Annotated in this window: 13 protein-coding genes; 7 read left to right on the top strand and 6 right to left on the bottom strand. The window is 73.3% G+C overall.

Annotated features, from left to right (window positions below):
• Positions 1-4: 4 nt before the first annotated feature.
• From ACGFK0_RS00770 to ACGFK0_RS00755, 4 genes are all read left to right on the top strand, one after another.
• Complete coding sequence (locus ACGFK0_RS00770) at positions 5-604, top strand: histidine phosphatase family protein (RefSeq protein ID WP_392898065.1); 600 nt, start codon at positions 5-7, stop codon at positions 602-604.
• Between the two features lie 113 nt (positions 605-717).
• On the top strand, positions 718-1,671 hold the full coding sequence (locus tag ACGFK0_RS00765) for an ornithine cyclodeaminase family protein (RefSeq protein WP_392898062.1): 954 nt from the start codon (positions 718-720) through the stop codon (positions 1,669-1,671).
• 82 nt (positions 1,672-1,753) lie between these two features.
• Positions 1,754-2,542 carry an SDR family oxidoreductase gene (locus ACGFK0_RS00760; protein WP_392898060.1) on the top strand — a complete coding sequence of 263 codons (789 nt, stop codon included), beginning with the start codon at positions 1,754-1,756 and terminating at the stop codon, positions 2,540-2,542.
• The gene (locus tag ACGFK0_RS00755) at positions 2,539-3,603 is read left to right on the top strand and encodes a dihydrodipicolinate reductase (RefSeq protein WP_392898057.1); all 1,065 of its coding nucleotides are present in this window, start codon (positions 2,539-2,541) and stop codon (positions 3,601-3,603) included. The genes ACGFK0_RS00760 and ACGFK0_RS00755 overlap by 4 nt, the downstream gene beginning before the upstream one ends.
• Here the strand turns inward: ACGFK0_RS00755 and ACGFK0_RS00750 are convergent.
• The 3 genes from ACGFK0_RS00750 to ACGFK0_RS00740 all read right to left on the bottom strand — a co-directional run bounded on the left by ACGFK0_RS00750 (position 3,600) and on the right by ACGFK0_RS00740 (position 9,074).
• Positions 3,600-4,427, bottom strand: coding sequence for a nitroreductase/quinone reductase family protein (locus tag ACGFK0_RS00750; RefSeq protein ID WP_392898055.1), 828 nt, complete (start codon positions 4,425-4,427; stop codon positions 3,600-3,602). The two genes, ACGFK0_RS00755 and ACGFK0_RS00750, sit on opposite strands and share 4 nt — an antisense overlap.
• Before the next feature lie 302 nt (positions 4,428-4,729).
• A complete protein-coding gene (locus ACGFK0_RS00745) occupies positions 4,730-7,741 on the bottom strand; it encodes a BREX system ATP-binding domain-containing protein (protein ID WP_392898052.1) in 3,012 nt (1,003 codons plus the stop codon).
• Positions 7,742-7,820: 79 nt separating this feature from the next.
• Entirely contained in the window at positions 7,821-9,074 is a 1,254-nt protein-coding gene (locus ACGFK0_RS00740) for a glycosyltransferase (protein ID WP_392898049.1), read from the bottom strand.
• A 310-nt stretch (positions 9,075-9,384) separates the two neighbouring features.
• Here ACGFK0_RS00740 and ACGFK0_RS00735 point away from each other — a divergent pair, with 310 nt between their 5' ends.
• Positions 9,385-9,834 carry a peroxiredoxin gene (locus ACGFK0_RS00735; RefSeq protein ID WP_392898046.1) on the top strand — a complete coding sequence of 150 codons (450 nt, stop codon included), beginning with the start codon at positions 9,385-9,387 and terminating at the stop codon, positions 9,832-9,834.
• Between the two features lie 20 nt (positions 9,835-9,854).
• On the opposite strand, the gene ACGFK0_RS00730 is transcribed toward ACGFK0_RS00735, so the two are convergent.
• Complete coding sequence (locus ACGFK0_RS00730) at positions 9,855-11,504, bottom strand: CocE/NonD family hydrolase (RefSeq protein ID WP_392898043.1); 1,650 nt, start codon at positions 11,502-11,504, stop codon at positions 9,855-9,857.
• A gap of 165 nt (positions 11,505-11,669) precedes the next feature.
• On the opposite strand from ACGFK0_RS00730, the gene ACGFK0_RS00725 reads away from it, so the two are divergent.
• Positions 11,670-12,758: a mechanosensitive ion channel family protein gene (locus ACGFK0_RS00725; RefSeq protein WP_392898040.1), complete on the top strand. Its 1,089-nt coding sequence runs from the start codon at positions 11,670-11,672 to the stop codon at positions 12,756-12,758.
• A 34-nt stretch (positions 12,759-12,792) separates the two neighbouring features.
• On the opposite strand, the gene ACGFK0_RS00720 is transcribed toward ACGFK0_RS00725, so the two are convergent.
• Complete coding sequence (locus ACGFK0_RS00720; RefSeq protein WP_392898037.1) at positions 12,793-13,656, bottom strand: ATP-binding protein; 864 nt, start codon at positions 13,654-13,656, stop codon at positions 12,793-12,795.
• Between the two features lie 144 nt (positions 13,657-13,800).
• Between ACGFK0_RS00720 and ACGFK0_RS00715 the strand changes: the two genes are divergently transcribed.
• Positions 13,801-14,211, top strand: coding sequence for an organic hydroperoxide resistance protein (locus ACGFK0_RS00715; protein ID WP_392898034.1), 411 nt, complete (start codon positions 13,801-13,803; stop codon positions 14,209-14,211).
• Between the two features lie 19 nt (positions 14,212-14,230).
• Here ACGFK0_RS00715 and ACGFK0_RS00710 read toward each other — a convergent pair whose 3' ends face one another.
• Positions 14,231-14,857, bottom strand: coding sequence for a GPP34 family phosphoprotein (locus tag ACGFK0_RS00710; protein ID WP_392898031.1), 627 nt, complete (start codon positions 14,855-14,857; stop codon positions 14,231-14,233).

The raw sequence follows: 14,857 nt of genomic DNA, 5'->3' as shown, positions 1-14,857 counted from the left end.
TGCCTTGAACACCACCCTCTACGTCGTCCGGCACGGCCAGACCGAGTGGCACGCGGAGAACCGGTACGCGGGCGTCAGCGACGTCGCGCTCACCGGCACCGGACGCGAGCAGGCCGAACGGCTCGGCCGGTGGGCGGCGGAGACGGGGGCGGAGGCGGTGTGGGCCTCTCCGCTGAGCCGGTCGAGGGCGACGGCGGCCCCGGCGGCGTCCGCGCTCGGGCTCCCCATCACGATCGACGGCGACCTGATGGAGGTGGACTTCGGCTCCGCCGAGGGCCGCACCCGCGCGGAGCTGCCGCCCGCGGACGTGGACGCCTTCCTGGCCGACCCGGTGACGGGGGTGTTCCCGGGGGCCGAGGATCCCCGCAAGGCCGTCGAACGCGGCATGACGGCGCTGCGGCGCATCGCCTCCCGCCACCGGGGCGAGCGCGCCCTGGTCGTCACCCACAACACGCTGCTGCGGCTGACCCTGTGCGGGCTGCTGGGCATCGCGCCGTCGTCCTATCGCACGGTCTTCCCGCAGGTCCGCAACTGCGCCGTCACCGAGCTGCGGATGACCGGACGCTCCACCGCCCTGATCTCCTACAACGTCCCGGTGCCCTGATCCGCCCGGCGGAGGGGAAAGGGCCACGGAATAAAGGACCAATCGTCACATTCGTCCCAACAGTCCGATGTTGAGTAGTGACGGCGCGACGGTGCGGGCGGGAGAATGGTCCGGTGACGCTCCTTTTGGCCCGGTCTGACCTTGAGTCCCTCCTCGACCCGGCGGAGTGCCTCGACGCGCTGCGCCGCGGCTTCACGGCCGCGGAGGGCGAGGCGGTCGCGCGCCGGGTGGTCGGCAGGCTCCCCGGCCAGGGCACCGCGACGGCGCTGCTGCCGGGCGTGATCGAGGAACTCCCCGCCTACACGGTGAAGGTCAACGCCAAGTTCCCCGGCAGCCGCCCCGCGCTGCGCGGCGTCGTCTGCCTGCACGACCTCGGCACCGGGGAACTGCTGGCGCAGCTGGACTCGGCGACCGTGACCGCGTGGCGCACCGGGCTGGCCGCCGCGCTCGGCACGCACGCCCTGGCCCGTCCGGACGCCGGGGCCGTGGCGGTCATCGGCGCCGGGGCGCAGGCCGAGCTGGTCATGCGGGGGCTGTCGGAGCTGCGCGAGGTGCACGCCCTCACCGTCTGCGACCTGGACGCCGGCCGCGCCGCCGGTTTCGCCGAACGGCACGGCGCACGGCTCGGGCTCACCGCCACCGTCGAGGCGGACCCGCGCGACGCCGTCCGGGACGCCGGGATCGTCGTCATGGCGACCTGGGCGCGCCGCCCGATCCTGTGCGCCGCCGACGTGACCCGCGGAACGCACATCACCTCGCTCGGCGCCGACGAGCCCGGCAAGGCCGAACTGGCCCCCGACCTGATCGAGGGCGCCCGCGTCGTCGTCGACGACGTCCCCCTCGCCGTCGAGATGGGCGTGCTGGCCGGGGCCGGGCTCGACGTCAAACACGCCGCCGGGACGCTCCGCGACCTGCTGCGCGGCCAGGTGCCGGGACGGGTGAAGGGCGGCGAGGTCACCGTGTACGCGCCGGTCGGTCTGCCCTGGCAGGACCTCGCGGTGAGCTGGACCGCCTACGAGGCGGCCCGCGGCACCCGCGCCGGGACCCGGTTCGACTTCCTCGCCTGACCCGGAGGCCGCGCATATTGAAACACGTTCTACCTCCTGCGTAGGCTGTGCGGCACTACTGGACGGCCCGGAGGTGACCGCGGTGATCCTTGATCGGTTCCGCATCGAAGGCAGGGTCGCGGTGGTGACCGGCGCCGGCCGCGGCATCGGCGCCGCGACCGCCGTCGCGCTCGCGCAGGCCGGCGCCGACGTGCTCATCTCCGCCCGGACGGAGGAGCAGCTCGGCAAGGTCGCGGCCGAGATCGAGGCGGCCGGGCGGCGGGCGCTGATCGTCCCGTCCGACCTCAGCGATCCGGACGCGGCGGCGGACCTGGCCGCCCGCGCGGCCGACGGCCTCGGCCGCCTCGACATCGTGGTGAACAACATGGGCGGCGCGATGCCGGCCCCGTTCATGGCGACCAAGCCGCGCCATCTTGAGAACGCGTTCCAGTTCAATGTGAGCACCGCGCACGCGCTGACCCGCGCCGCCGTCCCGCACCTGCTGGAGTCGGGCGCGGGCAGCGTCGTCAACATCTCCTCCGTGATGGGGCGGATCGCCGGCCGCGGCTACCTCGCCTACGGCAGCGCCAAGGCCGCTCTCGCCCACTACACCCGGCTCGCCGCGTTCGACCTGGCGCCGCGCGTCCGCGTCAACGCCATCTCCGTCGGCTCCATCGCCACGTCCGCGCTCGACATCGTCATGACCAGCGACGAGCTGCGCACCGAGATGGAGCGCAAGACGCCGCTGCACCGCGTCGGCGCCCCCGAGGACGTCGCCGCCGCCGCCCTGTACCTCGCCTCACCCGCCTCCGCCTACACGACCGGCGCCCTCCTGCGCGTGGACGGCGGCATCGAGACCCCGAACCTCGACCTGGGCCTGGAGGATCTGTGACCTACCGCGTCGTCCAGTGGAGCACCGGCAACGTCGGCCGGCACGCCATCGCGGGCATCGACGCCCGGCCCGACCTCGAACTCACCGGGGTCTGGGTGTCCAACCCGGCCAAGGTCGGCAAGGACGCCGGGGAACTCGCGGGCCTCGGCCGCGACCTCGGCGTCACCGCCACCGGCGACGAGGAGGCGCTGCTCGCGTCGCGGCCCGACTGCGTCGTCTACACCTCCATGGCGGACGTGCGGCTGATGGAGGCGATCGACGACCTGTGCCGCATCCTGCGCGCGGGCGTGAACGTCGTGTCCAGCAGCCCGGTGTTCCTGCAGTTCCCGGACGGCGTCGTCCCGCCCGAGATGTCCGATCCAGTGCGGGAGGCGGCCGCCGAGGGCGGAGCGTCGATCTTCGTCAACGGCATCGACCCCGGCTTCGCCAACGACGTGCTCCCCCTCGCCGTCACCGGCATCAGCGAGCGCATCGACCAGGTCCGCTGCATGGAGATCCTGAACTACGCGACCTACGACCAGGGCACGGTCCTGTTCGACATCATGGGCTTCGGCCGGTCCCTGGACCAGACGCCCATGCTGCTGCAGCCCGGCGTCCTCACGATGGCGTGGGGCAGCGTCGTCCGGCAGATCGCCTCGGGTCTCGGCGTGGAACTGGACGAGATCACCGAGTGGCACACCCGCCTCCCGGCCCCCGGCACCATCGCCGTCTCCGCAGGGACGGTCGAGAAGGGCACGCAGGCGGCGCTGCGGTTCGAGGTGCGGGGGATGCGCGGCGGCGAGGCCGTCGTCGTCCTGGAGCACGTCACCCGGCTCCGCGACGACCTCGCCCCCGACTGGCCGCAGCCCGCCGGCCACGGCTGCTACCGCGTGGAGGTCCACGGCGAGCCGAACTACACCGTGGACCTCCGGCTCCTCGGCACCGACGGCGACCACAACACCGCCGGGCTGAAGGCCACCGCGATGCGCCTGGTCAACGCCGTGCCCGCCGTCGTCCAGGCGCCGTCCGGGCTGCTCACCGCCCTCGACCTGCCGCTCATCCCGGGACGCGGCCTGCTCTAGAGCCCGATCGCGTCCAGCAGCGGGACGAGCCGCTCCTCCTCGCGATCCAGGTGGGCGTGCAGGGTTCCGGTGAGCCGTTCGACCTCGGCGAGCAGGGACGCGGGATCTCCGGCGTCGAGGACGCGGCGCAGTTCGTCCAGTAGCTCCTGAATCTTCTCGTGGTCGTCCTTCAGCTCGTCCAGCGTCGGCCCCAGATCCGGATGGTGACGCTCCAGGAGCGGGAAGATCTGCTGGTCCTCGCCCCTGTGGTGGTTGCCGAGGCCCTGGCACAGCGCCAGGCAGTTGACCCGCAGCTGCGCGCCCAGGCCGGCGCCCGACGCGGTGACCTCCTTGCGGATCAGCTCCAGCTCCCTGCGGAACGCGCCGTGCACCGCGACGAGCATCGCGCCGAGCGACTTCGGCCCGCCGGGCGGCCCGGCCGCGACCGGGACCAGCGCGACGACGGGCAGCGTCCGTCCCGACCTGGTCTCGTACTCGGCCCACCCCGGGTCGGCCTCGGCGGCGCGGGCGAAGGCGGCGTCACGTTCGCCGCCCTCCAGCACGACGGCGTCCGCCTCGTAGGTGAAGGCGTCGCTTTCGACCGTGACGCGCGGGTTCGCCACCAGGTTGCGGAACCAGGCCGGGTGCTTCGGCGACCCGCCGGCCGAGGCGATGACCAGGACGCGGTGGGCGCCATCCGGCAGGTACCCGAGCGGCGTCGTGTGCCTGGCACCCGACCGCGCCCCGGTGGTGGTCAGCAGGAGCAGCCGGCCGTCCTCGAACACGCCGCCGACGCGGCCGCCGTTCGCGCGGAACTCCTCGATGACCTGCCTGTTGAAATCCATATGTCTCCTGAACTGTTTTCGGGCATGGCGAATAAGCCACGGAAACGGTGCGCGACCGTGGCTGAAGAATGGCGGGGAAGGGCAGGCCGAAGACGGTGTCCGCCGCCCAGGGCAGCCCGATGACGTCGCGTGATGCACGCGAAAAAAGAAAGATGAAGAAGAGAGGGGCGAGGATGGGAGTGGCGGGCCTCGCGCCCGCGCCGGCCTCACTCGGAGGCCGGGTACCTCACTCGCTCATGGCCCATGGCCGACCCGGCAGTCACGGAATAAAAGATTACCCGCGCCGGCAATTCAATGCAAGATCAGATTCCTTCGCGGTGCGCGGCGGCGGCCGCCTGGGTACGGCTCGTGACGTTCAGCTTGGCGAGGATGTTGGAGACGTGGACGCTCGCCGTCTTCGGCGAGATGAACAGCGCGGCCGCGATGTCCCGGTTGTTGCGCCCCTCCGCGACCAGCTTCAGCACCTCCCGCTCCCGCCCGGTGAGGGCGCCGAACGGGCCGGACGGGGCGGACGCGCCGGCCGGGGGGCGCGCGGCGCCGAGCCGGGCGCGGGCGCCGAGGTCGCGGAGGGCGGCCAGCAGCGGCGCGGCGCCGAGCCGTTCGGCGCCGCGGACCGCGGACCGCCACTGCTCGGCGGCGCCGTCGCGGTCTCCGTTCTCGGCGAGGGCCTCGGCCAGCCGCCACCGCGACCGCGCCACCTCGTACACGAACCCGCCGTCCGGGTCGCCGTAGGTGAACAGGCCGGCCGCCTTCCGCCACAGGTCCACGTCGTGGACGCCGTCCACGCGGCGCCGCTCCGCCTCCGCGCGGGCCAGCCACGCGTGCCCTTCGAGCCCGATCCAGGCGCGCGGCCGCCCGCTGTCGGTGAAGGCGACGGCCCGCCTCGCCCGCGACAGCAGGTCGTCGCCGGCCTCGGCCGCCTCCCGGACGGCGCCGTCGTCGCCGGCGGCCCGCGCCCGCGCGGCGATCTCCGCCTGCGCCCACAGCCCCGTCGCGGCGATCCGGATGACGCTGACCGTGTCGCCGTAGGAGGTGCCGATGATGCTCGCGACGTGCTCGCTCGCGGCCCGGGGGTCGCCCCGCCACAGGGCCTGCTCGGCGGCGAGGCCACGGGCGAGGTAGTTGAGGAAGAGGTCCTGGCCCCACAGCGGGGTGATCCAGCGCAGCCGCTCGTCGGCGGCGGGCCCGCCCCGCGCGACCTCGACGAACAGGGCGTACGCGGAGATCTGCGCCTCGTACGGCCGGACGACCTGGACCGCGAAGTCCTCGGCGAGCCGGTCGGCCTCCGCCCAGTCCCCCGTCGTGTAGTGCATCAGGTACCGCAGGGACCGCATGATGATCCCGAAGGTGCTCCATCCGAGACCGTGCTCCAGGGCGAACTTCACGCCGTCGTCGGCGGCGCGCGCCGCGCCCGCGAGGTCGCCGCGGTCGAACTTCGTCCGGGCGTAGTGCCAGGCGGCGCGCATCGTCACCATCGGGTTCTCGCCGCCCGCGGCGGCCAGGTCGCGGGCCCGCGCGAACACCTCCGCGACACCCGAGTCGGCCTCTTCCGCCTCCCGGTGCACGCCGAGCGTCACCAGCAGGCTCGCCTCGGCGCCGGCGGCCCCGGCGGCGCGGGCGGCCTCGGCGGCCCGTTCGGCCAGCCCGGGCAGCTCGCCGTCGCCGTCCCGGTAGAGCAGCATCCGCGCGTAGGTGGCGAGGGCGTCGGCGCGCTCGATCGTCGGCGGGTCGGCGGGCAGCATCGCGACCGCCTCCCGCGCCATGGCGACCGCCTGGTCGATGTCGTCGATGTCGCCCAGGTACGACGCGAGGACCTCGCGGATCCGGCAGCCGAGCGGCGCGTCCGCCGGGTCGACCTCGTCCAGCAGCCGCCGCAGCCGGTGCACGGCGCGCCGGAGCTCACCGGCCTGCGCGGACTGCTGGGCGGCGAGCAGCGTCAGCCGCACCCGGTCGGTGCCGGCGGCGCCCTCGGCGTCCGGCACCGCGTCCCACAGCTCCAGCGCCCGCTCGTAATGCCCGGACGCCTCGGCGGGCGCGCCGAGCCGCCCGGCCTCACGTCCCGCCCGGACGGACGCGGTGAACGCGGCGGGCAGGTCGTGCGCGGCGAGGCTGTGGTGGGCCAGCTCCGCCGCCGACCCGCGCGTCCCGTCCGGGAGACCGGCGAGCAGCCGCGCGAACGCGGCGTGCAGGCGGGTCCTCTCGCCCGGCAGAAGGTCCGCGTAGACGGCCTCGCTCAGCAGCGCGTGCCGGAACGTGTACCCGGCCCCGGCGGGCACGAGCAGTTGCTGGGAGACGACCTCGCGCAGTGCCCCGCCGACCGCCGCCTCGTCCAGCCCGGACACGCGGCGCACCAGCTCGTCGTCGATGCGGCGCCCGGCCACCGCCGCGACGCGGACGACCCGCTCCGCGGCGTCCGAGAGCCGCTCCACCCGCGACAGCAGCAGGTCGGCGAGCCCGGACGGCAGCTCCGCCGGCTGCGCGCCGGCCCCGTCGAGCCCGGCCCCGTCGAGCCCGGCGCCGTCGAGCCCGGCGGCGTACAGTTCGCCGGCATAGAACGGGTTGCCCTCCGAGCGCCGGTGCACCCGCTCGACGACCTCCGCGGTCACCGGCGCGGACCCGCGTGACAGCTCGGCGAGGTACTCGGCGGTCTCACCGGGCCCGAACGGGCGGACCTCGACGCCGGTCACGTTCGGCAGCCGCAGCAGCTCCGCCACCACCGGCCGCAGCGGATGCCGCCGGTGCAGGTCGTCCGAACGGTAGGTGCCGACGAGGCAGACCCGCTCCCGCTGGAGCACCCGGCTGAGGAACGTCAGCAGATGCCGGGTCGAACGGTCGGCCCAGTGCAGGTCCTCCAGGACGAGCAGGACGGTCCGGTCCGCCGCCAGCTCGCCGAGCAGCCCGAGCACGGCCCCGAAGAGCTGCTGCTGGCCCAGCTCGGACGCCGCGCCGGGGCCGCCGTCGCCGTCCGGCAGCAGCCGTCCGAGGACGGGCCGGGCGCCGATCGCGGCGCGGACCTCGTCCGCTTCGGGGATACCGGCGTGCGCGGCCGTCCACAGCGCGTCCGTGAGCGGCAGGTACGGCATGCTCTCGCCGAGTTCGGCGCACTGCCCGACGAGGACGGCGCAGCCCCGGTCGCGTGCCGCGCGGGTGAGCGCGGACACCAGGTGCGTCTTGCCGGCGCCCGCGTCGCCGCTGACGAGGACGACGCCGGCGGCGCCGCCGGCGGCCCGCTCCAGCGCCGCGGTCAGCTCCGCGAACTCGGCCGCCCTGCCGATCAGCCTGCTCGTCGGCGCCTGGCCGTCCCCTTCGGTCATCGCGCCCAGTATCCCACCCGATCGGACATGAACGGGCCCCGGATCCAGCGCGGATCCGGGGCCCGTGGCTGGCGGACGGTCAGCCGACCAGGGCGGGGGTCCTGTCGGTCTCGCGCACCGCCGCGTCCTCGTCCGCGGACTCGGCCGCGGGCTCGGGGACGGGCTCGGGCTCGGGAACGGGCAGCACCTTCTGGTAGGCGCGGAGCGTCTCCGCGGCGATCCGCTCCAGCGAGTACCGGGAGCGGGCGCGGTCGGCGGCGGCGATCGAGTAGCCGTGCAGCGTGGTCTCCTCGGCCAGCAGGTGCCGGATGGCGCGGCCGATCACGACCGGCCGTCCCGCGGGGACGTGCAGGCCGGTGATGCGGTCGAGCACCTCGTCGGCGTTGCCGCCCGCGGGGGTCGTCACGACGGGTACGCCGCAGGCCATGGCCTCCAGCGGCGTCGACGGGCACGGGTCGTGCGGGGTCAGGCACAGGGCGAGGGAGGCGGTCCGCAGCAGTTTCGGCAGCGCCTTGCGCGGCAGCCGGCCCAGGAAGATCACCCGGTCGGCGACGTGCAGTTCCTTGGCGAGCAGCGTCAGCCGGTGCACGACCTGGTCGTGGTCCAGGTCCTCGCGGGCCGGGCCGCCCGCGACGGTCAGCTCGGCGTGCGGGACGTGCACCAGCGCGTGCAGCGCGGTCTCGACGTCCCCGGCCTCCAGGTCGTCGCAGACCATCACGAGCCGGCGCCGGTCGCCGCGGGGCATCGCGGGGCCGATCTGCGCGAACTGGTCACCGTCGACGCCGTAGGGGACGACGGCGACGGCGGGGCGGGGGACGCCCATCCGCACGACCGCGTCCGCCTCCTCGGTGTGCCCGGCCAGCACGATGTCGGCGTCCCGGCCGATGGCCTTCTCCAGACGGTCCCGATGGGGGTGCACGGGGTTCCCGGCGCGCCGCTCGGCGGCGGCGACCCCGTGGTAGCTCTGCGCGAACGGGATGCCCAGCTCGCGGGCGACGGCGCAGGCGGCGAGCCCGCCGATCCAGCCGTGCGCGTGCACGATGTCGGGACGTCCGTTGCCCGTCCAGCGGCGGCGCAACTCGTCGGCGAAGTCACGGACGTGCTTCAGCGTGTCCTCATCGGACAGCGGGCGGGCCGGCCCGGCGTCGATGTGGACGAGCGCGGCACCGGGCACCAGCCGCACCCGGTTGCGGGCGGCGGGGTCCTGGCGCCGCGTGTAGACCGTGACCTGGTTCGGCTCCCCGTCATTGGCCAGCGGGCGGGTGAGCGAACGGGCGAGGTCCCGTACATGGACGGACTGCAGGTGTTCGCCGTCGAGGTCGGAGGCGGACACGAGAGCAATGTTAAGCGTGCGGTGCATGACGGATCCTCCGGGACATCACAGGGGAAGCACGGAGGTATCTGCGTCGTAGACACCTGCTCGGACAGTTTCATATCCGTCCGCACTCCCCGTCAAACGTCGCGAATGGGATCTCCGGTTCGTTTGGACCCGGTAAACCGCCTTCAACCTGGTTGAATACTGGACCAGATGGACGACGAAACATTTCGGTGAGCGGCCTGCGGCCCGGCACGTGGACGTCCCGGCGGCATCACCGCCCACCACCGCCCTGGCCGCCCACCATCCGGACGGCTAGGTTCGACCCATGAACGTCGGTGACGTCGTTGACGACTTCGAACTGCCCGACGAGACGGGCGAGCCGCGCACGCTGACCGGTCTGCTGGAGAAGGGCCCGGTGGTCCTGTTCTTCTACCCGGCGGCGATGACCCCCGGCTGCACCGCCGAGGCCTGCCATTTCCGGGACGTGGTGGCCGAACTCGCCGAGGCCGGCGCCCACCCGGTCGGCGTCAGCGCCGACCCGGTCGCCAAGCAGAAGGAGTTCGCCGACAAGCACTCCTTCGGCTACCCCCTCCTGTCGGACCCGGACGGCGACGTCCGCGCCCGCTTCGGCGTCAAACGCGGCATCGCCCTCCTGCCCACCAGACGCCAGACCTTCGTGATCGACACCGACCGCCGGATCCTGGCGGTCGTCAAGAGCGAGATCCGCATGAACACCCACGCCGACCGCGCCCTGGACGCCCTGCGGGCCCGCTAGCCGTACTCGGGCGCCGCGGGTCAGCGGACGACGCGGACGACGGGGAGGTTGATGGCCGAGGGGTGGGCGGGGGAGTGGAAGATCTCCTGGTCCGCGGTGAGCATTTCGGTGGCGGTGCCGATGGGGGCTCCGGTGCCGGGGTTGCGGGCGACGCGGGGGTAGGCGCCGCTCGCGACCTGGACGCGGACGCGGTGGCCGCGGCGGAAGCGGTGACCGGCCGGCCATAGTTCGACGGCGACGTGTCTCACGCCGTCGGCGTCCGGTTCCGGGGTGCCGGGGACGAGGCGGCGCATGCCCTCGCACAGGTTCAGCGACTCGCCGTCCGCAGTGACGTCGCACAGCCGCACCACGAAGTCGGTGTGCTCGCGGTTCGAGCGGATGTACAGGTCGGCGGTGACCGGGCCGATGATCTCCAGGTCGTCGTCGAGGACGGCGGAGGTGTAGGTCAGCACGTCCCGGCGGCGCTCCAGGCGTTTCTGGTCGGTGGACGGGCGGGTCTCGCCGAGCAGGGTGGGGCCGCCGAGGAACGGCGTCGGGTGGTTCGGGTCGTAGCGGTAGGCGTCGGGTTCCGAGTCGGGCGGGTCCTCGGGGGACAGGGCGCCGGCGGGCCGCAGGTGCCAGCGTTCCTCGCGCATCCCGGGGACGGGCCAGTCGGGGAACTCGCGCCATTCGCCCGCGCCGGTGATGTACAGCCGGACGGGCTGGTCCCGCAGCCCGGACGGGTCGTCCAGCAGGTGGGCGCGGAACCACGCGACCGACTCGCCGACCGACCCGCGCATCATCCGCTGGTCGGCGTGGAACCACGGGCCGATCGTCAGGTAGGGGCGCCGCCCGGCGGCGCGGAGCGCGGCGTAGTCCTTCATCTGCCACGGCAGGAAGATGTCGTACCAGCCGCCGGTCATGTTCACCGGCGCCGTCACCCGCGAGACGGTGGGGCTGAAGTCGCGCTTGTCCCAGAACTGGGTGTCGGGGCCGTTGACGAGGAGTTCCTGGAAGAACCGCTGCTGCCCGCCCGTCGCGAGCCGGTCGAGTTCGGCGATCGGGCGTCCCGAGAGGGTGGCGCGGCGGGCGCGGCGCGGCGACATGATGCCGGTCGTGATGCCCGACAGGGAGCTCTTCATCCGCGCGGTGAGGTCCACCCAGATGAGCGCCGACTCCAGCGCGAACGTCCCGCCGACGTTCACCGCGTCCCGGAAGGTCGAGGCGGTGACCTGCATCGACAGTGCCCGGAGTTCCGGGCCCGCCTCGGCGGCGACGGCCCACTGGACGTAGCCGAGGTAGCTCGGCCCGTGCATGGCGAACGTCCCGCCGAACCACGGCTGTGACTTCAGCCACTCGATGGTGGCGAGTCCGTCCTCCCGCTCGTCCAGCGCCTCGAACACGCCGCCGGACCCGAACCCGCCGCGGACGCTCTGCACCACCGCCTGGAACCCGTGCGACGCGAACGCCTGCCCGCACATGAGCCCGAACGGCCCGCGCCGCCCGTAGGGGGAGCGGACGAGCACGGTGGGCGCCCGCTCCACGTCGACGGGCGCGTACCGGTCGGCGAGCAGCGTCACCCCGTCGGCCGCGGGGACCGGGAGGTCCCGCTCGACCGTGACCTGGTGGGGGCCGTTCCGCAGTCCCAGCGCCGTGACCCCGAGCCGGCGCATCATTCCCACGCCTACCACTTGATCGATCGTAATCGCCCCGTCGGTCGCGTCAGCCCCCGGAGTCCGTGATGTGCCTCGCACGCTCCGGGTCTTCTATACGATCGAGGGCGCACAAGACGGCGGAAACGGGATCTGACGGGCGGGCGGCGAGGCCGCCCGCGCGAAGGGGGAGATGCACGCGCCATGGGTGATGTGAGCTGGGAGCGGGTCATCGCCGCCGGGATCGTGCTGGCGTCCGCTCTGGCGATCGCGGTGGTCCTGCGGTTGCTGACGGCCCGGCTGTTCAAGCGGGCGGGCGACACCCGGTGGGCCTGGGACGACCTGGGCGCCCGGCTGATCAAGGACCTGGTGGTGCCCGTCTCGGTCCTGCTCGGCCTGTGGATCTCGGCGAAGGTGCTGCAGCTGCCGCGCGGCACGCTCGACGCCACGGCCAAGGTGCTCACCGCCGTGACGATCCTGGTGGTCACGCTGGCGCTGGCCCGGCTGATCGCGGCGTCGGTCGCCTCCGTCGCGATGGCCCGGCAGGGCGTCGCCGGAAATGTGACGATCTTCGCCAACATCACGCGGGTGATCGTGCTCGGCCTCGGCATCCTGGTGATGCTGGGGAGCCTCGGTGTGTCGATCACGCCGCTGCTCGGCGCCGCGGGCATCGGCGGCCTGGCGGTCGCGCTGGCGCTGCAGGACACCCTCTCGAACCTGTTCGCGGGCGTGCACGTCCTGGCGGCCAAGACCATCGAGCCCGGCGACTACATCAAGCTGGCCACGGGCCAGGAGGGGTACGTCGTCGACATCAACTGGCGCAACACCTCCATCCGGACGCTGTCGGACAACATCGAAGTCATTCCGAACATGCGGTTCTCCGACACGATCCTCACCAACTTCCACCGCCCCGCGCAGGACATGTCGATCCTGGTGGACGCGAAGGTGAACTACGAGGCCGATCTGGACGAGATCGAGGCGCTCTGCATCGAGGTCGGCCAGGACGTGATGAAGGAGGTGCAGGGCGGCGTGGCCGACAGCGACATCTTCGTGCGGTTCAAGAACTTCGACGATGGCGCCGTCGGTTTCCACGTGATCCTGCGGTCGTCGGAGTTCGGCGACCAGTTCCGCATCAAGCACGAGTACCTCAAGCGGCTGCACAGGGCGATCCGTGAGCGGGGCATCGCGCCGCCCTACTGGCACCACCGCGTGGCCCTCGAGGAGATCTCGGCCCGCCACGACGGGGCGGGCCGCAACGGCGAGCCGGCCCGCAGCGGCGAACCGGTGGTCTGACCGGTCCGGCCCGGCGGCGCGGCGGGGTAGGTCGTCAGGCGGGCGGGGGGACGTTCTCGTCGAACCAGGCGAGGAACTCGGTGCGGCCGAACATCCGCGCTGTGTCGACGGCGGACGGGGATCCCGCCCGCGGGTCGGCGCCCGCGTCCAGCAGGGCCCGCACCACCTCCGACTCCTTCTTGAACACCGCCCCGGCGAGCGGCCGCTGGCCCCGGTCGTTGGCGCGCTCCGGGTCGGCGCCGCGGGCCGCGAGGGCCCGGACGGTGCCGGGGTGGCCGTGGTGGGCGGCGACCATGAGCAGCGTGTCGCCCTTGTCGTCGGACAGGTTCGGCGGCACCCCCGCGTCGACGTGGCCGGCGAGTTCCGCCGTCTCGCCGCCGCGCGCCATCTCGAACAGGCGGGTCGCGAACTCTTTTCTCTCCGGGTCGGCGTCGTTCATGAGCGGAACCCCGCTGCCGGCGGTGAGCAGCCCGCCGAGGCTGTCCTCCCCGTACTGTAGGTTCTTCTCCAGGGCGACGAGCGCCCCGTCCTGGAGGAAGGTGCGGAACCGTACGTCGTCGGCCAGCGATCTCATGATCAGCAGTCCGCGGCCCTGTTCCGCCCCGGGTTCGGGTCGCGGAATCCGCTCGGCGTCGAAGCCCGTCCCCGAGTCGATCACTTTGATCATGCAGTGGCGGTCCTGGATGATGGCCCGCACCGTGTAGTCGGCCCCGTGCTCGGCGTGCCTGATCACGTTGGTGCACGCCTCGGTCAGCATCACCTCGATGTCGCTGCGGATCTGGTCCTCCACCCCGAGGGCGGTCAGGGCCGCGTCCAGCAGCTTCCGCGTCGCCGGGACGCTCGCCGCGTCACGGGGGAGCAGGAGGTCGAGGCTGATCTCCACGTCGTCTCCGTCCACGTTCCGTCCAGGTGAAGCGTGCCCTTTCGGGCACTCTCAAACATCGGCGACGGATGTCCGGTGCCCCCGGGGATGCGCGGGGACCCTCCTGCCACTACATTGGTTGTGTAAAACTAAGTTGTACGCAATCAAAAGGAGGAACGGGTGGACGTTCACTACACCGCCGTCGCCACCGCCAACGGGCGCGACGGCAAGGCCGTCAGCTCCGACGGCCGTCTCGACCTGGCCCTCGCCGTCCCCACCGAGATGGGAGGCGGCGGCGGCGCCGGCACCAACCCCGAGCAGCTGTTCGCCGCCGGGTACGCCGCCTGCTTCGCCAGCGCCCTCGGCGCCGTCGCCCGCACGACCGAGCAGGACGTCCGGGACGTCTCCGTCACCGCCGAGGTCGGCATCGGCGGTGACGTCGAGAACGGGTTCGGCCTGACCGTCGTGCTGCGGATCGAGCTGCCCGACGACCTGGAGAACGGACGCGACCTGGTCGAACGCGCCCACCAGGTCTGCCCGTACTCGAACGCCACCCGGGGCAACGTCCCGGTCGAGCTCGTCTACGAGTAGCCGGCCGGCCGGCGGCGGCTCAGCCCGCGGCGGCGGCCGCGTTCTGCCGGCGGATCACCGTGCGGACCGCCGTCGCCGCCGGCCCCGTCCGGGCCGTCAGCTCCTCGATCCGCCGCTTGTGCCGCCGCCGGTCCGCCCCCGGCAGGACGGTCGTCAGCCCGCCCGCCGCCGCCAGCGCGACCGCCGCCGCGTCGTAGCTGTTCACATGGGCCACCGGACGCCCCCGCAGCGCCGACGACGCCCCGCCCCACAGCGACTTCACCACGCGGGGATCCTTGACGGTGACCTCCCGGCCCGGGAACAGGCCCAGCCTCCGGCGGGGCCGCACGCGGATCCACCCGTCGCGGACCAGCTCGTCCCGTACCTTCACCACCATGGCCTTGCCGTCCTTGCGCACCCAGTGCTGCCACGACCTGGGCCGCGACCCGGCGATCTGCGCCAGGACCCCGTACGGATCGTCGCCCGGCGTGCCCGGGACGGGCTTGCGCCGCTCCTCGCCGAGCCGCCCGTCGAGGTACAGCTCGGTCAGGGCGGCCGCCCGCAGCACGTAGCCGAGCCGCGGGCCGCCCTTGCTCATCCTGTGCTTCTTCAGGTCGTACGCCAGCAGGTACATCCGTGCCGGCAGCGATTCCGGAACACTGACCAT

It is taken from the genome of Spirillospora sp. NPDC048823 (genome assembly GCF_043198445.1).
In the GTDB taxonomy this organism is placed as follows: Bacteria; Actinomycetota; Actinomycetes; order Streptosporangiales; family Streptosporangiaceae; genus Spirillospora.
This window is presented reverse-complemented; position numbering and strand designations above follow the sequence as displayed.

Excerpts from the sequence above, each read along its gene's own strand:
- ACGFK0_RS00735 (WP_392898046.1), top strand. The coding sequence starts at position 9,385 with ATGAACGTCGGTGACGTCGTTGACGACTTCGAACTGCCCGACGAGACG.
- ACGFK0_RS00745 (WP_392898052.1), bottom strand. The coding sequence starts at position 7,741 with ATGACCGAAGGGGACGGCCAGGCGCCGACGAGCAGGCTGATCGGCAGG.
- ACGFK0_RS00710 (WP_392898031.1), bottom strand. The coding sequence starts at position 14,857 with ATGGTCAGTGTTCCGGAATCGCTGCCGGCACGGATGTACCTGCTGGCG.
- ACGFK0_RS00725 (WP_392898040.1), top strand. The coding sequence starts at position 11,670 with ATGGGTGATGTGAGCTGGGAGCGGGTCATCGCCGCCGGGATCGTGCTG.
- ACGFK0_RS00750 (WP_392898055.1), bottom strand. The coding sequence starts at position 4,427 with ATGGATTTCAACAGGCAGGTCATCGAGGAGTTCCGCGCGAACGGCGGC.